The organism is Mycobacteriales bacterium (assembly GCA_035690485.1).
In the GTDB taxonomy this organism is placed as follows: domain Bacteria; phylum Actinomycetota; class Actinomycetes; order JAFAQI01; family DASSKL01; genus DASSKL01.
Genome location: DASSKL010000008.1, coordinates 62,874 through 81,639, shown reverse-complemented (window position 1 = coordinate 81,639; position 18,766 = coordinate 62,874). Strand labels below are relative to the sequence as shown.

The window sequence follows — 18,766 nt, the reverse complement described above, 5'->3', positions numbered from 1 at the left end:
GGTGGTGCGTGCGATCAGTGGTGGCCGTGCCCGTTGCCGTGGCCGTGACCGTGCCCGCTGGTGGTCGCGGAGCCGGTCGACGCGCTGCCGTCGGTGCTGGGCGTGGTCGTCGGCGTGTCGGTCGGGCTGTCCGTCGGGGTGGCGCTTGCGGTGTCCGTCGGGTCGGCGGACTCGCCCGTGGTGCCGTCGGTGCCGGTGCTGTCGGGCGCGGTCTTGCCGCAGTCACTGTGCGCGGCTTCGGAGACGGCCTTGCCGTGGTCGCGGCCCGTCGTGCTCTTGTCGCGGGCGACCGAGGACACGTACTGGCCGTGGTTGGTCACACCGGCGGGGCACGTGGGGGTGCTGCCGTCGGTCGGTGCGGCGTTGGTGCCGACCGAGTCGGTGGGCGACGGGTCGGGCGAGTCGGTCGGGGAGTCCGTCGGCGAGGCGGTGTCGGTCGGGTCGGTGCCGGTCGACGGGTCCGTCGTCGGCGAGTCGGTCACCGACGGGTCGGGGCTCGCCGTGGTGTCGCTGGCGACGGTGACGGTGTTGAGCGGCGCCGGCGTCACCGACGCGACGACGGCGTAGGCGCCGGTGCCGCCCGCGGTGGTGGCCGCGGCGACGAGCGCGAGCATCTTCATCTTGGTGGCGACGACGGTCGGCAGACGGTCGAGCACGGTGGCCTCCGGTGGATGACGGGATAAGTAGTCCACCGGCCAGATCGGCCGCCGCGACGGCTGCGACGTACACCCGTCCGGGTGATGCCTAGCCCGGATGGATCACTGCCACGAGGTGAGCAGCTCCACGAGGGTGCGTACGGCTGCGCCGGTGCCGCCCCGAGGGGTGTAGCCGAACGCCTTGCCCTGGTTGAACGCCGGCCCGGCGATGTCGAGGTGCGCCCAGCGCACCCCCTCGGCCACGAAGTCCTGCAGGAACAACCCGGCCACGAGCATGCCGCCGTAGCGGTCGCCGGTGTTCTTGATGTCGGCAACGTCGGAGTCCAGCGACGAGCGCAGCTCCTTGGGCAGCGGCATCGGCCAGGCCTGCTCCCCGGTGCGCCCGGCGGCATCGACCACCGCGGCGCGCAGGGCGTCGTCGTTGCCCATGACCCCGAACGTCAGCGAGCCGAGCGCGACCAGCTGCGCCCCGGTGAGCGTCGCCACGTCGAGCAGCGCGTCCGGGGACTCCTCGCAGGCCCGCACGATCGCGTCGGCCATGACCAGGCGACCTTCGGCGTCGGTGTTGAGCACCTCGACGGTGCGCCCGCCGCGCATGGTGAGGACGTCGGACGGGCGGATCGCCGTGCCGCTGGGCATGTTCTCGGCGATGGCGAGGTAGCCGGTGACGTTGACCGCCGGGCCCAGGCGCCCGACCGCCGTCAGCGTCGAGAGCACCGCGGCGGCGCCGCCCATGTCGGACTTCATCCACTCCATCGACGCGGCCGGCTTGATGGACAGGCCGCCGGAGTCGAACGTGATGCCCTTGCCGACGAGGGCGACGTGTGCGGTCGCGTCGGGATGGCGGTAGGCGATGCGGACCAGCCGCGGCGGGTGCTCGGCGCCGGCGCCCACCCCCAGGATCCCGCCGTAGCCCCCATCCCGCAGGGCCCGCTCGTCGAGCACCTCGACCTCGAGGTCGAGACCCTCGCAGGCCGAGAGTGCGGCCGCGGCGAGATCGGCCGGGTGCAGATCGGACGGCGGCGTGTTGACGAGGTCGCGGCACAGGTGAACGGCCTCGGCGACCACCCGAGCCCGGTCGACCACCTGCTGTGCGCCCTTGGCTGCCTCGCTGTCGACGACGACCAGGGCGCGCTCCACGGCGGGGCGGACCCGCTCACCCGACACCGTCCGGTAGCGGCGGAAGGCGTAGGCCCCGAGCAGCAGCCCCTCGGCGGCCGCGCGCAGTGGACCCTCGTCATCGCCGGTGACGAGGGTGGTCGCGACCGAGGCCGAGCCGGCCAGCTCGCGCGCGGCGGCCCCGGCCGCGCGGCGCAGCGTCTCCGCGTCGGCGGGCCCGGCGCCGAGCCCCACGGCGACCACCGTCCTGGCGGTGAGCCGCCCGAGCGTCGCCAGGCGGGTCACCTCTCCGGCGGCGCCGGTGGCGCCGACGGCTGCCGCTGCTGCCGCGAGCTGCCCGTCGAGGGCGGCGTCGACCGCCGCCGCGCCGGCCGCGAGTGCCGGGGGCCCGTCGGGCCGCTGGACCAGGCCGACCACCAGGGCATCGACGTCGAGGGTTGCCGGATCTGCGCTGGTAACGGTCAGGTCGGTCACGTCCGCCACGCTAGCGGGCGCCCGTGCTCGGTAGCGTGGCGCTCATGCCCGCCGACGAGCCGCGCCGGTCGCCACTGCACGAGCGGCATCTCGCGCTCGGCGCGAAGCTCGCCGACTTCGGCGGCTGGTCGATGCCGATCGACTACGCCGGCGGGGGCGTGCTCAAGGAGCACGCGGCGGTCCGCCAGGCGGTCGGGGTCTTCGACGTGAGCCACCTCGGCAAGGTCGCAGTGACCGGCGAGGGCGCGCGGGCGTTCGTCGACTCCTGCCTCACCGCCGACCTCGGCCGCCTGCAGCCGGGTCAGGCGCAGTACACGTTGTGCTGCGACGACCCCACCGGCGGCATCGTCGACGACCTCATCGCCTACCTGCGCGGTGACGACGACGTGTTCCTCGTCCCGAACGCCGCCAACACCGCCGAGGTGGCGCGGCGGCTGGCGGCGGCGGCACCACCGGGCGTCGAGGTCGCCGACCGGCACGAGGACTTCGCGGTCCTCGCCGTCCAGGGACCGCGCTCGCCGCAGCTGCTCGCGCAGCTCGGGCTGCCCCACGACCACGACTACATGTCGTTCGCCGACGCCGGCTGGGAGGGCACGACCGTCGTGGTCTGCCGCTCCGGCTACACCGGGGAGATCGGCTTCGAGATCGTCTGCCCCTGGTCCGATGCGGGGCCGGTGTGGGACGCGTTGCTCGCCCGGACGATCGACCTCGGTGGGCTGCCGTGCGGCCTCGGCGCCCGCGACACGTTGCGCACGGAGATGGGATATCCCCTGCACGGTCAGGACATCGGGCCGACGGTCACGCCGGTGCAGGCGAGGCTCGGCTGGGCCGTCGGCTGGGACAAGCCGGCGTTCTGGGGACGCGACGCGATGCTGGCCGAGCGCGCGGCGGGACCCGCGCGGTTGCTGCGGGGGCTGGTCGCCGACGACCGGGCCATCCCTCGCCCGCACATGACGGTGACGGCGGGTGACGGGACGGTCGTCGGCGAGGTGACCAGTGGCACGTTCTCGCCGACCCGCCGCGTCGGCGTCGCCCTCGCGCTGCTCGGGTCGCAGGTGCAGGAGGGTGACGCGGTGCTCGTCGACGTGAGGGGTCGGTCGGCCGGCATGCACGTCGTACGCCCGCCGTTCGTCGATGCGTCGCCGCGATGAGCCCCGCTCCGCCGCAGCGCGTCCTGCTCATGGGGATGATGGGTGCCGGAAAGACGACGGTCGGTGCCGCCTTGTCGAAGCGCACCGGCTGGCCCTACCTCGACAACGACACGTTGGTCGCTCGCGCGGGCGGCCGCAGCACCGACAAGGTGCTCGACGAGGAGGGCGTCGGCACGCTGCGCGACCTGGAGTCCCGCGCCCTGACCGAGGCGCTGCGCGCCCCGGCGCCCGTCATCGCCGCGGTGGCGGGCGGCATCGTCGACAGCGACGACGACCGGCGCCGGCTTGCGGCGGGCGGGTTCGTCGTCTGGCTGCGTGCCCGCATCGAGACACTGGCGCAGCGGGTGGGTACGGGCGAGGGGCGGCCGTGGTTCCACGAGGGCGACGACGTGGCCACGGCGTTGCGGCGCCTGTACGACGGGCGCGCCGACCGCTACGCCGCGGTGGCGTCCTACATCGTCGACGTCGACGACCTGAGCCCCGACGAGATCGCCGACCGCATCTTCACCGCTATGTCCGACGAGCGACCGGAGGACCGATGAGCTGGACCTGGCGCTACGAGGCGGCCGACGGGACGCCGGTCTCCCCGCGCGAGGCGCCGCAGGGAGAGGCGTTCCCGACGCGGTCCGACGCCGAGAGTTGGGTGGGCGAGAACTGGCGCGAGCTGCTGTCGGCCGGGGTGGAGCAGGTCACGCTCCTCGACGGGGATCGCGAGGTCTACGGCCCGATGAGTCTGCGGGAGGAGTGAGCGCCCGCCGCGCTCAGGGTCGCTTGCGCGGGCTGACGGTGAGCGCGGGGTCGCGCTGGACGACCGGGTCGAGGATCTCGTCGATGCGTCGCATGACCGCGTCGTCGAGCCGTACGCCCGCCGCACCCACGTTGTCCTTCACCTGCTCGGGACGCGAGGCCCCGATGATCGCGGCCGAGACGTTGGAGTTCTGCAGCACCCAGGCCACCGCGAGCTGCGCCATCGACAGCCCGGCCTCGTCGGCGACGGGCGCCAGCTCCTGCACGCGGGTCAGCACGTCGTCCTCGAGCCAGCGCTTGACGAACCCGCCGCCGGTCGCGTCGGTCGCCCGCGAGCCGGCGGGCGGCTCGGCGCCGGGACGGTACTTGCCGGTCAGCACGCCCTGCGCGATCGGCGACCAGACGATCTGGCCGACCCCCTCCTGCTCGCAGAGCGGCACGACCTCCGCCTCGATGACCCGCCACAGCGCGGAGTACTGCGGTTGGTTGGTGACGATGCGGTCGAAGCCCATCGCGTCGGCGATACGCAGCGCGTCCTCGATCTGCGCCGCGGTCCACTCCGAGACGCCGATGTAGTGCACCTTGCCCGCGCGCACCAGGTCGTCGAACGCGTGCAGCGTCTCCTCGAGCGGTGTCTCGACGTCGAACCGGTGCGCTTGGTAGAGGTCGACGTAGTCGGTGCGCAACCGGCGCAGCGACGCGTCGATCGACTCGAAGATGTGCTTGCGCGACAGGCCGCGGTCGTTGGGGCCCGCGCCTGTTGGCCAGAACACCTTCGTCGCCAGCACGAGGTCCTTGCGGGGCACGCCGTCGAGAGCCCGACCGAGGACGTCCTCCGCCCGGCCCTGCGCGTAGACGTCGGCGGTGTCGAAGAAGTTGATGTCGGCGTCGAGTGCCGCGCGCACGCAGGCGGTCGCCGTGTCGGCCTCCACCTGGCTGCCGTGCGTGATCCAGTTGCCGTAGGCGATCTCGGACACGAGCAGGCCGCTGCGGCCCAGGTGGCGATACTCCATGCCTCGAACCCTACGGCTCAGGCTTCAGACCCGGTCGCCGCGCTTGACCTTGGGCGGCGGCATGCGCAGCCGGCGGAACTGCAACGACCGGGTGATGGCGTACATCCGCACCCCGGTGGTCGCCTTCTCACCGAACTTCTCGCTGACCGCCCGGTGCACCTTGCGGGACAGCACGAAGCTGTCGACGATGATCGCCCCGAGGAGTACGACGTAGCCGAACGAGACCAGCGCCGCGAGCGCCGGGCCCTTCACCGTGCTGGCGAACAGCAGCACGAGCGCGGCCGGCAGGAACAACGTGCCCATGCTGCGCCGGCTGTCGACCATGTCGCGGACGTAGCGCTTGGCCGGGCCGGCGTCGCGCGGCGGCAGGTTGCCCTCGTCGCCGGACACCAGCGCGCGGCGCTGGCCACGTCGCTCCTGGCGGATGCGGTCGCGCCGCTGGCGGTAGGCCTCGCGCTTGGTCGTGGGGGCCTTGACGACCTCGCGTCGACGGCGTTGCGCATCGCGCCGTTTGGGGGTGGGGCGGCCCTTGCCCGCGGTCTGCGGCGCCTCCTCGGGCGCTTCCTCGACAGCGCTGTCGACGGGCGCGCTGTCGCGGCCGGGACGGAACAGGGGCACGAACCCAGGTTACCGACCGTTCACGGAGTGCCGGGCGGCGCGCGGCTGGCTACTGTGGTGTGCACGACGAACGAGGGAGACCACGCCGATGAGCATCGCGCGACGCCTGTCGCTCATCTTCAAGTCGAAGGCCAACAAAGCGCTCGACCGCGCCGAGGACCCGCGCGAGACTCTCGACTACTCCTACCAGAAGCAGCTGGAGATGCTGCAGAAGGTCCGTCGCGGGGTTGCCGACGTCGCCACCAGCCGTAAGCGTCTCGAGATCCAGATGCAGCAGCTGCAGGGTTCCGCCGACAAGCTTCAGGGGCAGGCGCAGCAGGCCGTCACGGCCGGCCGTGACGACCTCGCCCGCGAGGCGTTGTCGCGCCGGGGCGCCGTCAACCAGCAGATCTCCGACCTGGCGACCCAGCACGCGTCGCTGCAGGCCGAGGAGGAGAAGCTCACGGTCGCCTCGCAGCGGCTGCAGGCGAAGGTCGACGCGTTCCGCACCCGCAAGGAGACCATCAAGGCTACCTACACGGCGGCCGAGGCGCAGAGCAAGATCGGTGAGGCGTTCGCCGGCATCTCCGAGGAGATGGGCGACGTCGGCCTCGCCATCCAGCGTGCCGAGGACAAGACCCTGCAGATGCAGGCGCGGGCCGGCGCGGTCGACGAGCTGCTCGCCTCCGGCGCGCTCGACGACGCGTCGCTGCCGCCGGGCAGCCGCGACGACGACATCCAGCACGAGCTGGACCAGCTGTCCTCGGGCAGCGACATCGACGCCGAACTGGCGAAGATGAAGCAGCAGATCGGCGGCGCCGACGCACCGAAGCAGGTGGAGAGCGGCTCCGGAGCAGATCAATGATCGTGCGCATCCTGGGCGAGGGCCAGCTCGACGTCCCCGAGGCGGAGCTGGACCGGCTCAACGAGCTCGACGACGCGCTCGCCCGCGCGGTCGACGGCGACGACGAGAGCGCGTTCGGCAGCGCTCTGGCCGCGCTGCTCGGCCGGGTGCGCGAGGTGGGCGTCCCCATGCCCGACGACACGCTCGTGCCGTCGGACCTCGTCCTGCCCTCCGCCGATGCGGGGCTGGCCGAGGTCAGAGACCTGCTCGGCGAGGAAGGGCTCATCCCCGGCTGACATGGCTACCACCCGGTTCCGCGCAGACCGCGGACTCCAGACCCGCATGGCCCTCACGATGTTCCTGCTGGGCCTGCTCTTCGTCGCGTTCATGGCAGCGCTCGTCGCGATCAGCGTCGCGCCGCTCGTCATCGCCGTCGTGGGCGCGGGGTTCCTCTTCTTCCAGTTCTACGCCTCCGACCGCATCGCGCTGTTCGCGATGCACGGCCGAGAGGTGACACCCGAAGAGGCCCCCGAGCTGCACGCGATCGTCGACCGCCTCTGCGCGCTCGCCGACATGCCCAAGCCCAGGGTCGCGATCGCCGACAGCGACATCCCCAACGCGTTCGCCACCGGCCGCAGCCCGCAGCGCGCCGTCGTCTGCGCGACGACCGGCATCATGCGCCGCCTCGACCGCGAGGAGCTCGAGGGCGTGCTCGCGCACGAGCTGTCGCACGTGGCACACCGCGACGTCATGGTCATGACGTTCGCGTCGTTCCTCGGCATCCTCGCCGGCATGATCACCCGGTTCACCCTCTACGCCGGGATGTTCGGCGGCGGCGGCCGGCGCAACGACAACAACAACAACGCCGCGTTGATGGTCTTCGCCGTGATGGCCGTGTCGATGGTCGTCTACGCGCTGTCGTTCCTGCTGACGCGGGCGCTGTCGCGCTACCGCGAGCTGGCCGCCGACCGGGCCGGCGCGCTGCTGACGGGTGCGCCGTCGGCACTGGCATCCGCGCTGACGAAGGTCACTGGCGACATGGCCCGGATCCCGACCAACGACCTGCGCTCCGCCGAGCCGTTCAACGCGTTCTTCTTCGCCCCGGCGTTCGCCAAGGGCTTCAGCATCTCGTCGCTGTTCTCCACCCACCCGACCCTCGACAAGCGGCTCGCCGAGCTCGGCAAGATCGCTCGCGAGCTCGGGCAGCCCGGCGCCTGATGGGGCTTCTGGACGCCCTCCTCGGTCGCTCGAAGCCGGTCCCGCCCGACCTCGACCAGCTGTTCGGCCTCCCGTCGGCAGCGGTGACGCTGTCGGCCTCGACGTCGTTCCGCCCGACGGGCGCCGGGACCGTCGCGTTCAAGAAGGCCGAGGGGGGTGCGTTCCAGGGCCTCGGCGACCAGGTGCAGCAGCTGCTCGCACTCGACGGCGGCAAGTTCTCCCAGCAGACCGACTCCTACGGGTTCACCTGGCTGGTCCGGCGTACCGGCCCCGACGAGCTCAGCGACCTGGTCGCCGACCTGCACGCGGTCAACTCGACGCTGGCCGACGCCGGCTTCGGCTCGCTGCTGCTGTGCACGGTGGTGTGGTTCACCGACGGCCACCAGCCGCTCGGGCTGGTCTACCTCTACAAGCGGGGCGCGTGGTACCCGTTCGCGCCGAGCGGCGAGCAGAAGCGCGACAACACCGTCGAGCTCGAGGTCCGCGCGGCGGTCGCCGACGACTTGAAGATCGAGGACGATCTGTCTCGTTGGTTTCCCGTCTGGGACGCCCCAGGCCGGCCCTGAGCGGCGCGCCGGCGCGCGGGCGGCGATCGGCCGCTAGGGCAGGGCGAGCATGCGGTCGAGCGCCAGGCGCGCCTCGATCGCGACCCGCGGGTCGACCTCGACGCGGTTGACGACGCGACCGTCGACCAGTGACTCCATCGTCCGCACCAGGTGCGGCAGGTCGATGCGGTTCATCGTCGAGCAGAAGCAGACGGTCTTGTCGAGGTAGACGATCTGCTTGTCCGGATGGCGCTTGGCCAGCCGCTGCACGAGGTTGAGCTCGGTGCCGATCGCCCACGCGGAGCCGGCCGGGGACTCGGCGACGGTGCGGATGATGAACTCCGTCGACCCGACGAGGTCCGCGGCCGAGGCCACCTCGTGGCGGCACTCGGGGTGGACGAGGACGTGTACGCCGGGGATGCGGGCCCGCACCTCGTCGACACACTCGCGGGTGAAGCGGCCGTGCACCGAGCAGTGGCCCCGCCAGAGGATCATCCGGGCCCGGCGAAGGTCGTCGGCGCTCACCCCGCCGCCCGGCCTGTTCGGATCGAAGACCACGCAGTCGTCGAGGCTCATGCCCATGGCGCGCACGGCGGTGTTGCGGCCGAGGTGCTGGTCGGGCAGGAACAGCACCTTCTCGCCCTGCGCGAACGCCCAGTCGAGGGCGCGCTTGGCGTTGGACGAGGTGCAGATCGTGCCGGCGTGCCGGCCGGTGAAGGCCTTGATGTCGGCCGAGGAGTTCATGTAGCTGACCGGCACGGTGACGTCCGCGACGCCGGCGTCGGCGAGCACGTCCCACGCATCCTCGACCTGGTCGAACGTCGCCATGTCGGCCATCGAGCAGCCGGCCGCGAGGTCGGGCAGCAGCACCTGCTGGTGGGCGGCGGTGAGGATGTCGGCCGACTCTGCCATGAAGTGGACGCCGCAGAAGACGATGTAGTCCGCCTGCGGACGTGCCGCTGCCTGCTGGGCCAGCTTGAACGAGTCACCGGTCACGTCGGCGAACTGGATGACCTCGTCACGCTGGTAGTGGTGGCCGAGCACGAACACCTGCTCGCCGAGCCGCTCCTTGGCGGTGCGCGCGCGCTCGACCAGGTCGGGGTCGGACGGGGCCGGCAGCTCGCCCGGGCACGACGTGCCGCGTTCCGACTGCGGGTCGGACCCGCGTCCGAGCATCAGCAATGCGAACGGCGTGGGCTCCACGCCGTCGGGCAGGTCGAGGTCGGCAGTCGTCGTCACAAGAGTCTCCCGGGCGCCGCGAGCGGCTGAATTGCGATCCCATGCTCCCACAGGCCAAACGTCGTGCCGGTGGGGATCCTTCCGCGAGACTGGCGCCGTGCGCGTCCTGATCGCCCCCGACTCGTTCACCGGAACGCTGTCCGCCACCGAAGCCGCCGGTGCGATCGCCGCGGGCTGGCGGCGCGCCCGACCCGAGGACGACGTCGACCTGCTGCCGCTCAGCGACGGCGGGCCCGGGTTCGTCGAGGTGCTGCACACCGCACTCGGCGGCGAGCTGGTGCCGTGCCCGGTCACCGGCCCGCTCGGCGCGCCCGTAGCCGCTTCGGTGCTCGTCGTCGGCGAGACGGCGTACCTCGAGTCCGCCCAGGCGTGCGGGCTGCACCTCGTTTCCTCTGACCGGCGCGACCCGTCGGCGACGACGAGCAGGGGGGTGGGCGAGCTCGTCGCTGCGGCCGCGCCCCTGGCGCGGCGAGTCGTGGTCGGACTCGGCGGATCGGGCACGAACGACGGCGGTGCGGGCTTGCTGCAGGCGCTCGGCTGGTCGTTGCGCGACGCGGACGGGATGGAGATCCCCGGCGGCGGACTGGCGCTCGAGGACCTGCGCGAGGTGCGGCCTGTCCCGGCCCCGGCGGTCGAGATCGTCGCGGCGACCGACGTCGACAATCCGCTGCTCGGCCCCGCCGGCGCGTCGTACGTCTTCGGGCCGCAGAAGGGTGCCACGGTCGAGCAGGTCGGTCGCCTCGACGCGGCGCTGCGTCACTGGGCCGACCTCGCCGAACCGGCCGTTGCGGCGGCCGGCACGCGGGGTCTGCCCGGCGCGGGGGCGGCCGGGGGGCTGGGATTCGCTCTGCTGCTCCTCGGCGGGCGGCGGGACTCGGGCATCGAGCTGGTCCTCGAGGCCTCGGGGCTGCGGGCCCGGGCGGCCGACGCCGACCTGGTGCTCACCGGTGAGGGCAGCTTCGACCCGCAGTCGCTGCGCGGGAAGGTCGTGGCCGGTGTCGCAGGTGCGACCGCGACGCCCTGCGTGGTGCTGGCCGGGCGGGTGTCGGTTGACGCGGTCTCCGCCGCCGACGCCGGCGTGACCGCGGCCTACGACACGAGGCTCGTCGACGCGAACGGCGCGACGCCGGCGGGGGAGAGGCTGGCGCGGCTGGCCGCACTGGTGGCGGGCCGGTGGACGGACGCGCCGCCGCCGTAACCGAAACGTTGCCCAAAAAACGTGAATCCGATCGCGTTCGTGACCGGTGACATTGGCTACGGTGCGGCATCCGGAACTGCCTCCATGGAGATCGAGGAGACACATGGCTGCGCCCGTCGACCGTCGTACGTTCCTCACCGGCAGCGCGAAGGCCGCCGCGGCCGTCGCCGCCGTCGGTGCCGGCGGCAGCCTGCTGGCCGCGTGTGGCGGCAGCAGCGGCGGGGGAGGCGGCGGGGGCAAGACCACGAAGGACGCCGCCAAGATCGGTGTCTCCGACGCGACCCCGAGAGTCGGGGGCACGCTGAAGGTCGGGATGGCCGGCGACATCGACGGCTTCGACCCGTCGGCCAACCACTGGGACGCCGACGGCCTCATCTACGCCCACGCCATCTACGACTCGCTGGGCATCCTCATGCCCGACGGCACGGTGGCGCCGTACCTGGCGAAGTCGATCGAGCACAACGCCGACTACACGGTCTGGACGATCACGGTCCGCGACGGCGTGACGTTCCACGACGGCGAGAAGCTCGACGGTGCCGCGGTCGTCGCCAACCTGACCCGGATGCGCCAGTCGGCGCTGGCCGGCCCGGCGCTGCTCAACGTCAAGGACGTCGCCGTGTCGCCGGGCGACCCGCTTGCCGCCGTCATCACGATGAAGCAGCCGTGGGTGCCGTTCGACCAGGCGCTCGCGGGCGGCATCGGTGGCCAGATCGCCTACATCGTCTCGCCCAAGGCCATCGAGGGCGGGAAGGTGTCGACGAACCCGGTGGGCACCGGCCCCTACGTCTTTGTCGAGTGGAAGCCCAACGACCACCTGCTGGTCAAGAAGAACCCGAGCTACTGGCAGCAGGGCAAGCCGCACCTCGACCAGATCCGGTTCCAGCCGATTCCCGACTCGCAGTCGCGCACCAACGCGCTGCGGGCCGGTGACGTCGACATGATCCTGGTGACCTCGGGCGACGCGGTGCTCGACCTGCGCGACGACAGCAAGGTGGTCTACCTCGACAACACGATGGTCAAGGTGTTGGGAGAGCCGAACCCGTCGTTCTTCCAGATCAACTGCCTGTCCGACCCGCTCAAGGACGTGCGGCTGCGCGAGGCGCTGGCCTGGGCCACCGACAAGGAGAAGATCGTCAAGGTCGGCCGCAGCGGCGTCGGCGACCCGTCGATCATCGGCCCGTTCACCAAGGACAGCCCCTACTACACCGACACCGGCTACCCGCAGAAGCAGGACCTCGCCAAGGCCAAGTCGCTCGTCGACGCCTGGAGCAAGGACAACGGCGGGAAGAAGCCGTCGATCAAGCTGAGCAGCACGACCGACCCGGCCACGCTCAAGATCGCGACGTTGACCCAGTCGATGTGGAAGGCCGCCGGCTTCGACGTGCAGATCGACCAGGTCGAGCTGGCGCAGTACATCACCAAGGCACTCGTCGGCGACTACCACGTGGTCACCTGGGCGCAGTTCGCCGCCACCGACCCGGACGCCAACTACATCTGGTGGAGCACCGAGACGGTCGGCAACATCGGCGCGCTGTCGCTGAACTTCGCCCGCAACAAGGACGACCAGATCCAGCAGGCACTCGAGGTGGGCCGCACGAGCACCGACCAGCAGAAGCGGGTCGAGGCCTACCAGTCGATCTCCAAGCGCTTCGCCGTCGACTTCCCTTACCTCTGGTACTCCTTCCCGGTGACCGCGATCGCGGCCAGCCCGAGGTTGCAGGACTGGGCGAAGATGCAGACCCCTGAGGGGCAGCAGGCCGCCAACCTCTTCTCGAACCAGTCGCCCTACCCGATCCACTGGTGGCTGAAGGCCTGACGGCCGGACGCCGTCACGGCGTACGCCGAAGGCTATGACATGTCCGGCCATTTCCTCCCGTTGGCAGCCGCCGGCGGGCGGTGCGATCGAACGCGCCCGCTCGCCGTTCCGTGCCCGGGGTGTGGCCCGGATGCGCCGACACCAAATCGTTGCCGAGTTTCTTGAGCCGAATGCCGTTCTGAACGCCCTCCCATGTCCTAACGTGCTTGCCAACCGCGCCTGTGATGCGCGTCACAGCCCCCGCAGCAGAAGTGGAGTGGAACGTGGTTGCACCCATGGACCGTCGAAAGTTCCTGACCGGCAGCGCCAAGGCAGCAGCCGCGGTCGCTGCAGTGGGGGCCGGCGGCAGCCTGCTTGCCGCCTGCGGTGGCAGTAGCGGCGGCAGCAAGAAGAGCGCGAACAACACCCCCAGCACGAACGCCGCCAACATCGGCATCTCGTCGGAGACCCCCCGCGCGGGCGGCACGCTGAAGATGGGCATGTGGTCGGAGATCGACGGCTTCGACCCGGCGGCCAACCACTGGGACGCCACCGGCCTCATCTACGCGCACACGATCTACGACGCGCTCGGCATCCTCATGGACGACGGCACCGTCGCGCCCTACCTGGCGAAGTCGATCGAGCACAACGCCGACTACACGGTCTGGACGATCACCGCTCGTGACGGCATCAAGTTCCACGACGGTGAGGCCTTCGACGGGGCGGCGATCGTCGCCAACGTCACGACCATGCAGAAGTCGGCGCTCGCCGGCCCGGCGCTGCTGAACCTCAAGTCGGCCGCCGTCTCACCGAGCGACCCGCAGGCGGCGGTCCTCACGATGCACGAGTCGTGGGTGCCGTTCGACACCTACCTGACCGGCGCGATCGGTGGCCAGATGGCCTACATGGTCTCGCCGGCAGCCATCAAGAAGGGCAACGTCTCCACCCAGCCGGTGGGCACCGGCCCGTTCATCTTCGTCGAGTGGAAGCCCAACGACCACCTGTCGGTGAAGAAGAACCCGACCTACTGGCAGCAGGGCAAGCCCCACCTCGACGCCATCGAGTTCCGGCCGATCGCCGACTCGCAGTCGCGGGAGAACGCCTTCAAGGCGGGCGACGTCGACATCATCATGGCGACCTCGGCCGACAACGTGCTCGACTTCAAGGCCGACAAGAACGTCGACTTCCTGACCAACACGATGGTCAAGGTCATCGGCGAGCCGAGTCCGGTCTTCTTCCAGGTCAACTGCGTGTCCGAGCCGCTGAAGGACGTGCGGCTGCGCCAGGCACTCGCCTACGCGACCGACCAGGCGAAGCTGGTCAAGGTCGCGGAGAAGGGCGTCGGTGAGTACCCCGTCTCCGGGCCGTGGCCGAAGGGCAACGTCTACCACACCGACACCGGCTACCCGACGACTCCGGACACGGCGAAGGCCAAGCAGCTGGTCGACGCGTGGAGCAAGGACAACGGCGGCAAGAAGCCGGCATTCCACGTCGGCAGCACGCCCGACCCGTCGACCCTGCAGCTGGTGACCCTGGCCCAGGCGATGTGGAACGCCGTCGGCTTCGACGTGCAGATCGACCAGGTCGAGCAGGCGCAATACATCACCAAGGCGCTGGTCGGCGACTACGACTGCTACATCTGGACGCAGTTCGCCTGCCCCGACCCCGACGCCAACTACATCTGGTGGAGCACGCTCACGGTCGGCAAGGTCGGCGCGCTGTCGCTGAACTTCGCCCGCAACAGCGACGAGGAGATCCAGAAGCAGCTCGAGATCGGACGCACGAGCACCGACCAGACCAAGCGGGTCGCTGCCTACCAGGAGATCTCGAAGCTGTTCGCCAAGGACCTGCCCTACATCTGGATCTACTTCCCGGAGAGCGGCATCGCGTCCAGCCCGAAGGTGCAGAACTGGGCGAAGACGCAGACGCCCGAGGGCAAGCCGGCGGCCAACATCTTCTCCAACCAGTCGCCCTACACCGTGGAGTGGTGGCTGAAGGCCTAGCGGTCAGGGTCCGGAGGCCTGGGGCGACCAGGCCTCCGGACCCCGCTCCAATCCGACCGGCAACCCCCACCGGAAAGAAGCCACATGCGGTTCATCGGACGCAGGCTTGTGGCGCTGGCCGCCGTCCTGCTCGTCGTCACGATCTTGTCCTACGGGCTGATCAGCCTGCTGCCGGGTGACCCGGCGATCCTCATCCTCGGTCCCAACGCGACGCCCAAGGCGGTTGCCCAGATCCGCGAGCAGCTGCACCTGAACGATCCGTTCTTCGTGCAGTACTGGCACTGGCTCGGCGGCATCCTGCACGGCGACTTCGGGATCTCCTACCTGACCAAGCAGTCGGTCGGCCACACGCTGCTCACCCGGCTGCCCGTGACGCTGGAGATCCTGCTGGTCTCGCAGGTGATGGCGCTGGCGATCTCCATCCCGCTCGGCATCATCTCGGCGATGCGCCCCAACGGGATCCTCGACCGCGCCGTCACCGGCGGCGCGTTCCTGGTGCTGTCGCTGCCGTCGTTCATCGTGGCCGTGCTGCTCGTCTACCTGTTCGCGGTCCACTGGCACTTCTTTCCGGCGACCGGCTACACCAACTTCAGGGACGATCCGCTGCAGAACCTCAAATCGGTGTTCCTACCGGCGGTCACCCTCGCGGTCGGCTCGCTCGCCGTCTACGTGCGGGTGTTGCGCGCCGAGATGATCGCGACGCTGCAGGAAGACTTCGTCATGGTGGCGCGGGCCAAGGGCCTGAGCACGTCGTACATCCTGCTGCGCCACGCGTTCCGGCCCTCGACGTTCACCCTCACGACGGTCGCGGGCCTCAACATCGGTGCGCTGATCGGCGGGGCGTTCATCGTCGAGTACATCTTCGCCGTACCCGGCATCGGCTACTACACCGTGACCTCGATCTACCAGCGCGACTACCTCGCGGTGCAGGGCGCGGTCGTCGTCGTGGCCGCCGGCTTCGTCGTCGTCAACTTCCTGGTGGACATGCTCTATCCGCTTCTCGACCCGAGGACCCGCCATGCCCGCGCGTGATCCGGCCGCCGCGACGGCGGATAACAGCGCCCAGGCCTCACCGGAGACAGCGCCGGCCGGCCCGGAGGTCGCCGCCTCGTCGATGAAGATCGACCAGACCGGCACCGCGGTGCCGGCGCCGGCCGAGGAGATCCTCGCCGCGCCGAAGAAGAAGCTCGGCGTCGTCTTCTGGCTCTGCGTCGCCTGGGTCGTCGCGATCGCGATCCTCGCGGTCATGGCCGGCGTGCTGCCGATCGGCGACCCCAACGCCGTCGGCGTCGACCTGCCCGGTGCCCACCCGAGCCTTTCGCACCTGCTCGGCACCGACGACCTCGGTCGCGACGAGTTCGCCCGTGTCATCTTCGGGGCCCGGGTGTCGCTGATCGTCGGCTTCGCCTCGATCGCGTTCGGCCTGGTGATCGGCGGCACGCTCGGCCTGATCGCCGGCTACTTCCGCGGCAAGGTCGACGCCGTCATCTCCGCACTGGTCAACGTCATGCTGGCGTTCCCGGCGCTGATCTTCGCGCTGGCCCTGGTGACCTTCATGGGGCAGAGCCTGCGCAACGTCACTCTCGCCATCGGCATCCTGTCGATCGCGCCGATCGCGCGGATCGTGCGGGGCAGCACGATCGTCTACGCGCAGCGCGAGTTCGTCGTCGCCGCGCACCTGCTCGGTGCCAAGCGCTGGCGCATCATCCGCCGCGAAGTGCTCGCCAACGTCGTCCCGGCCGGCGTGTCCTTCGCTCTCGTCGCGGTCGCGGTCGCCATCGTGGCCGAGGGCGCGCTGTCGTTCCTCGGGCTGTCGGTCCGCCCGCCCCAGGCCAGCTGGGGCAACATGATCGCCGGCGGCCGCACCCAGCTCGAGCGCTACCCGCTGCTGTCGCTGTGGCCCTCGATGTTCCTGTTCCTCACGGTGCTGGCGCTCAACTTCGTCGGTGACCGGTTGCAGAGCTTCTTCGACGTGAAGGAAGGTCGGCTGTGAACGCCGCGGTCGAGCGAGTGCACGGCTCCGAGCCTCTGCTCGAGGTCATCGACCTGCGCACGGTCTTCCGCACCGAGCGCGGACCGGTTCCGGCGGTCGACGGCGTGTCGTTCACCCTGCAGGCGGGGCGCACGCTCGGCGTCGTCGGCGAGTCCGGCTCCGGCAAGACGGTGCTTTCGCGCTCGATCATGGGCTTGCTGCCGCGCGCCAACGTCGTACGCACCGGGCAGGTCCTCTTCGAGGGACGCGACCTCGTCACTGCCGACGCCGACGAGCTGTCCCACATCTGGGGCGCCGAGATGGGCATGGTGTTCCAGGACCCCATGACCTCGCTCAACCCGGTCGTGCGCATCGGCCGGCAGATCACCGAGTCGCTGCGCCACCACCTGCACATGGACAAGGACGAGGCGCGCAACACAGCGATCACGCTGCTCGCCTCGGTCGGCATCCCGGAACCCGAGCGGCGGCTGCGGCAGTACCCGTTCGAGCTGTCCGGCGGCCTGCGCCAGCGCGTCATGATCGCCATCGCGCTGGCCTGCGGCCCCAAGCTGCTGCTGGCCGACGAGCCGACCACCGCGCTCGACGTGACCGTGCAGGCGCAGATCCTCGACCTGCTGCAGGAGCAGCAGCGCGACCGGTTCATGGCGATGATCCTCGTCACCCACGACCTCGGCGTCGTCGCCAACCGCGCCGACGAGATCGCGGTCATGTACGCCGGAAAGATCGTCGAGAAGGCGCCGACCAGGACGCTCTTCACCGAGATGCGGATGCCCTACACCGAGGCGCTGATGCGCTCGATCCCCAAGCTCGAGGACCCGAGCCACACGGTCCTGCAAGCCATCGACGGTCGGCCGCCGGACCTTGCGGCCCTGCCGCCCGGCTGCCGGTTCGCCGCCCGCTGCCCCTACGTCCAGGAGAAGTGCCTGACCCAGGAGCCGCCGCTGCGTCCGGCCGACTCGCCCGGTCACTGGTTCGCCTGCTGGTTCCCGGTCGGCACCCCCGAAGGTCAGGCGGCGCTGCGCCGCAACAAGGAAGCCGGTAGCCGGGCGGCCGAGGCCGCGATGGAGGCCGCGACGCTCACGAGGAGGAGCGCCTGATGGCGGGCTCCGGGACCGCGCACCTGCGCGGTGACGAGGCGCTGTTGCGCGTCGAGGACATGGTCGTGGAGTTCCCGGCGTCGGGCGGTCGGCGGGTGCACGCCGTCTCCGGCGTGAGCTTCGACATCCTGCCCGGCGAGACGCTCGGGGTGGTCGGTGAGTCGGGCTGCGGCAAGTCGACGACCGGCCGGGCGATCATGCAGATACCGCGGCCGCGCTCCGGCAGCGTCCACTTCGACGGCATCGAGCTGACCAGTCTCAAGCCGGAGGAGCTCCGGCGCGTCCGTCAGCGGCTGCAGATGATCTTCCAGGACCCGATCTCGTCGCTCAACCCGCGACGGCGAGTCCGCGAGATCGTCGGGGAGCCGCTGGCGATCTGGGACCGCGAGAAGGGCGAGGAGCGGGAGAAGAAGGTCCGCGAGGTGCTCGAGGCCGTTGGTCTCGACTACGACGCGGCGGCCGAGCGGCGGCCGCACGAGTTCTCCGGCGGGCAGTGCCAGCGCATCAGCATCGCGCGCGCGTTGATGCTCGACCCGAAGCTCATCATCTGCGACGAGGCGGTCTCCGCGCTCGACGTGTCCGTGCAGGCGCAGATCCTGAACCTGCTCGAGGACACCAAGCACCGCTACGGCCTGACCCTGATGTTCATCGCCCACGACCTCGCGGTCGTCAAGAACATCAGCGACCGGGTCATCGTCATGTACCTCGGCAAGCTGTGCGAGGTGGCCGCTCCCGACGAGCTGTTCGCGGCACCGGCGCACCCCTACACCGCGGCCCTCATGGCCTCGATCCCGGTGCCCGACCCGACCCGTGGAACCCGCAAGGAGGGAGGGCACCTCGAAGGGGAGCTGCCCTCGCCGACCGACCCGCCGAGCGGTTGCCGGTTCCGTACCCGGTGCCCGAGAGCGACGCAGGTGTGCGCCGACGAGGAGCCGGAGATGCGCCAGGTCAGCGGCGACCACTACGTCGCGTGCCACCACCCGCTGCAGCCGTTGGTGCCGCGTCAGGAGGCCGCAGCCGACGCTTGATCGGCCACGCCGTGTGCGAGCATGGGGTGGTAGTCGGAATGCCGGTGGG

19 protein-coding genes are annotated in these 18,766 nt (G+C 70.9%); 14 read left to right on the top strand and 5 right to left on the bottom strand.

The features are described 5' to 3' along the window. Nucleotides 1-14: 14 nt before the first annotated feature. Both VFJ21_01450 and VFJ21_01445 read right to left on the bottom strand, forming a co-directional pair. Nucleotides 15-656: a hypothetical protein gene (locus VFJ21_01450; GenBank protein HET7405788.1), complete on the bottom strand. Its 642-nt coding sequence runs from the start codon at nucleotides 654-656 to the stop codon at nucleotides 15-17. Between the two features lie 102 nt (nucleotides 657-758). After that, nucleotides 759-2,249 (bottom strand): leucyl aminopeptidase, encoded by a 1,491-nt coding sequence (locus VFJ21_01445; protein ID HET7405787.1) that lies wholly within the window; start codon nucleotides 2,247-2,249, stop codon nucleotides 759-761. A 44-nt stretch (nucleotides 2,250-2,293) separates the two neighbouring features. Here VFJ21_01445 and gcvT point away from each other — a divergent pair, with 44 nt between their 5' ends. Genes gcvT through VFJ21_01430 form a run of 3 tightly spaced genes read left to right on the top strand, consistent with a single transcriptional unit; the run spans nucleotide 2,294 to nucleotide 4,148 of the window. Further along, a complete protein-coding gene (gene gcvT / locus VFJ21_01440) occupies nucleotides 2,294-3,400 on the top strand; it encodes a glycine cleavage system aminomethyltransferase GcvT (protein ID HET7405786.1) in 1,107 nt (368 codons plus the stop codon). Next, entirely contained in the window at nucleotides 3,397-3,942 is a 546-nt protein-coding gene (locus VFJ21_01435; protein HET7405785.1) for a shikimate kinase, read from the top strand. Before gcvT ends, VFJ21_01435 begins: the two co-directional genes overlap by 4 nt. After that, entirely contained in the window at nucleotides 3,939-4,148 is a 210-nt protein-coding gene (locus VFJ21_01430; GenBank protein HET7405784.1) for a hypothetical protein, read from the top strand. Before VFJ21_01435 ends, VFJ21_01430 begins: the two co-directional genes overlap by 4 nt. A 13-nt stretch (nucleotides 4,149-4,161) precedes the next feature. Here VFJ21_01430 and VFJ21_01425 read toward each other — a convergent pair whose 3' ends face one another. Next, entirely contained in the window at nucleotides 4,162-5,160 is a 999-nt protein-coding gene (locus tag VFJ21_01425; GenBank protein HET7405783.1) for an aldo/keto reductase family protein, read from the bottom strand. Between the two features lie 24 nt (nucleotides 5,161-5,184). Next, a complete protein-coding gene (locus VFJ21_01420; protein ID HET7405782.1) occupies nucleotides 5,185-5,778 on the bottom strand; it encodes a DUF3043 domain-containing protein in 594 nt (197 codons plus the stop codon). A gap of 88 nt (nucleotides 5,779-5,866) precedes the next feature. Between VFJ21_01420 and VFJ21_01415 the strand changes: the two genes are divergently transcribed. From VFJ21_01415 to VFJ21_01400, 4 genes are read left to right on the top strand one after another with little or no spacing between them, the layout of a single operon-like run. After that, nucleotides 5,867-6,622 (top strand): PspA/IM30 family protein, encoded by a 756-nt coding sequence (locus VFJ21_01415; GenBank protein HET7405781.1) that lies wholly within the window; start codon nucleotides 5,867-5,869, stop codon nucleotides 6,620-6,622. After that, nucleotides 6,619-6,897 carry a hypothetical protein gene (locus tag VFJ21_01410; GenBank protein HET7405780.1) on the top strand — a complete coding sequence of 93 codons (279 nt, stop codon included), beginning with the start codon at nucleotides 6,619-6,621 and terminating at the stop codon, nucleotides 6,895-6,897. The genes VFJ21_01415 and VFJ21_01410 overlap by 4 nt, the downstream gene beginning before the upstream one ends. Before the next feature lies 1 nt (nucleotide 6,898). After that, nucleotides 6,899-7,819, top strand: a complete 921-nt coding sequence (gene htpX / locus VFJ21_01405) for a zinc metalloprotease HtpX (protein HET7405779.1) — start codon at nucleotides 6,899-6,901, stop codon at nucleotides 7,817-7,819. Further along, nucleotides 7,819-8,385, top strand: coding sequence for a hypothetical protein (locus tag VFJ21_01400; protein HET7405778.1), 567 nt, complete (start codon nucleotides 7,819-7,821; stop codon nucleotides 8,383-8,385). Before htpX ends, VFJ21_01400 begins: the two co-directional genes overlap by 1 nt. Nucleotides 8,386-8,418: 33 nt before the next feature. On the opposite strand, the gene nadA is transcribed toward VFJ21_01400, so the two are convergent. Next, a complete protein-coding gene (nadA, locus tag VFJ21_01395) occupies nucleotides 8,419-9,603 on the bottom strand; it encodes a quinolinate synthase NadA (protein HET7405777.1) in 1,185 nt (394 codons plus the stop codon). A gap of 97 nt (nucleotides 9,604-9,700) precedes the next feature. Between nadA and VFJ21_01390 the strand changes: the two genes are divergently transcribed. From VFJ21_01390 to VFJ21_01360, 7 genes are all read left to right on the top strand, one after another. Further along, nucleotides 9,701-10,801, top strand: coding sequence for a glycerate kinase (locus tag VFJ21_01390; protein ID HET7405776.1), 1,101 nt, complete (start codon nucleotides 9,701-9,703; stop codon nucleotides 10,799-10,801). A 103-nt stretch (nucleotides 10,802-10,904) separates the two neighbouring features. Continuing rightward, a complete protein-coding gene (locus tag VFJ21_01385) occupies nucleotides 10,905-12,617 on the top strand; it encodes an ABC transporter substrate-binding protein (protein ID HET7405775.1) in 1,713 nt (570 codons plus the stop codon). Between the two features lie 275 nt (nucleotides 12,618-12,892). Next, nucleotides 12,893-14,599 carry an ABC transporter substrate-binding protein gene (locus VFJ21_01380; GenBank protein HET7405774.1) on the top strand — a complete coding sequence of 569 codons (1,707 nt, stop codon included), beginning with the start codon at nucleotides 12,893-12,895 and terminating at the stop codon, nucleotides 14,597-14,599. A gap of 84 nt (nucleotides 14,600-14,683) precedes the next feature. Continuing rightward, the gene (locus VFJ21_01375) at nucleotides 14,684-15,631 is read left to right on the top strand and encodes an ABC transporter permease (GenBank protein HET7405773.1); all 948 of its coding nucleotides are present in this window, start codon (nucleotides 14,684-14,686) and stop codon (nucleotides 15,629-15,631) included. Further along, nucleotides 15,618-16,592, top strand: coding sequence for an ABC transporter permease (locus VFJ21_01370; protein HET7405772.1), 975 nt, complete (start codon nucleotides 15,618-15,620; stop codon nucleotides 16,590-16,592). Before VFJ21_01375 ends, VFJ21_01370 begins: the two co-directional genes overlap by 14 nt. Continuing rightward, nucleotides 16,589-17,689, top strand: a complete 1,101-nt coding sequence (locus VFJ21_01365) for an ABC transporter ATP-binding protein (protein ID HET7405771.1) — start codon at nucleotides 16,589-16,591, stop codon at nucleotides 17,687-17,689. Before VFJ21_01370 ends, VFJ21_01365 begins: the two co-directional genes overlap by 4 nt. Next, the gene (locus VFJ21_01360) at nucleotides 17,689-18,717 is read left to right on the top strand and encodes an oligopeptide/dipeptide ABC transporter ATP-binding protein (GenBank protein ID HET7405770.1); all 1,029 of its coding nucleotides are present in this window, start codon (nucleotides 17,689-17,691) and stop codon (nucleotides 18,715-18,717) included. Before VFJ21_01365 ends, VFJ21_01360 begins: the two co-directional genes overlap by 1 nt. The last annotated feature ends 49 nt before the right edge of the window (nucleotides 18,718-18,766 follow it).

Excerpts from the sequence above, each read along its gene's own strand:
- VFJ21_01380 (HET7405774.1), top strand. The coding sequence starts at position 12,893 with ATGGACCGTCGAAAGTTCCTGACCGGCAGCGCCAAGGCAGCAGCCGCG.
- VFJ21_01435 (HET7405785.1), top strand. The coding sequence starts at position 3,397 with ATGAGCCCCGCTCCGCCGCAGCGCGTCCTGCTCATGGGGATGATGGGT.
- VFJ21_01375 (HET7405773.1), top strand. The coding sequence starts at position 14,684 with ATGCGGTTCATCGGACGCAGGCTTGTGGCGCTGGCCGCCGTCCTGCTC.
- VFJ21_01425 (HET7405783.1), bottom strand. The coding sequence starts at position 5,160 with ATGGAGTATCGCCACCTGGGCCGCAGCGGCCTGCTCGTGTCCGAGATC.
- VFJ21_01400 (HET7405778.1), top strand. The coding sequence starts at position 7,819 with ATGGGGCTTCTGGACGCCCTCCTCGGTCGCTCGAAGCCGGTCCCGCCC.
- VFJ21_01430 (HET7405784.1), top strand. The coding sequence starts at position 3,939 with ATGAGCTGGACCTGGCGCTACGAGGCGGCCGACGGGACGCCGGTCTCC.
- VFJ21_01370 (HET7405772.1), top strand. The coding sequence starts at position 15,618 with ATGCCCGCGCGTGATCCGGCCGCCGCGACGGCGGATAACAGCGCCCAG.
- gcvT (HET7405786.1), top strand. The coding sequence starts at position 2,294 with ATGCCCGCCGACGAGCCGCGCCGGTCGCCACTGCACGAGCGGCATCTC.
- VFJ21_01385 (HET7405775.1), top strand. The coding sequence starts at position 10,905 with ATGGCTGCGCCCGTCGACCGTCGTACGTTCCTCACCGGCAGCGCGAAG.
- htpX (HET7405779.1), top strand. The coding sequence starts at position 6,899 with ATGGCTACCACCCGGTTCCGCGCAGACCGCGGACTCCAGACCCGCATG.
- VFJ21_01410 (HET7405780.1), top strand. The coding sequence starts at position 6,619 with ATGATCGTGCGCATCCTGGGCGAGGGCCAGCTCGACGTCCCCGAGGCG.
- VFJ21_01360 (HET7405770.1), top strand. The coding sequence starts at position 17,689 with ATGGCGGGCTCCGGGACCGCGCACCTGCGCGGTGACGAGGCGCTGTTG.
- VFJ21_01415 (HET7405781.1), top strand. The coding sequence starts at position 5,867 with ATGAGCATCGCGCGACGCCTGTCGCTCATCTTCAAGTCGAAGGCCAAC.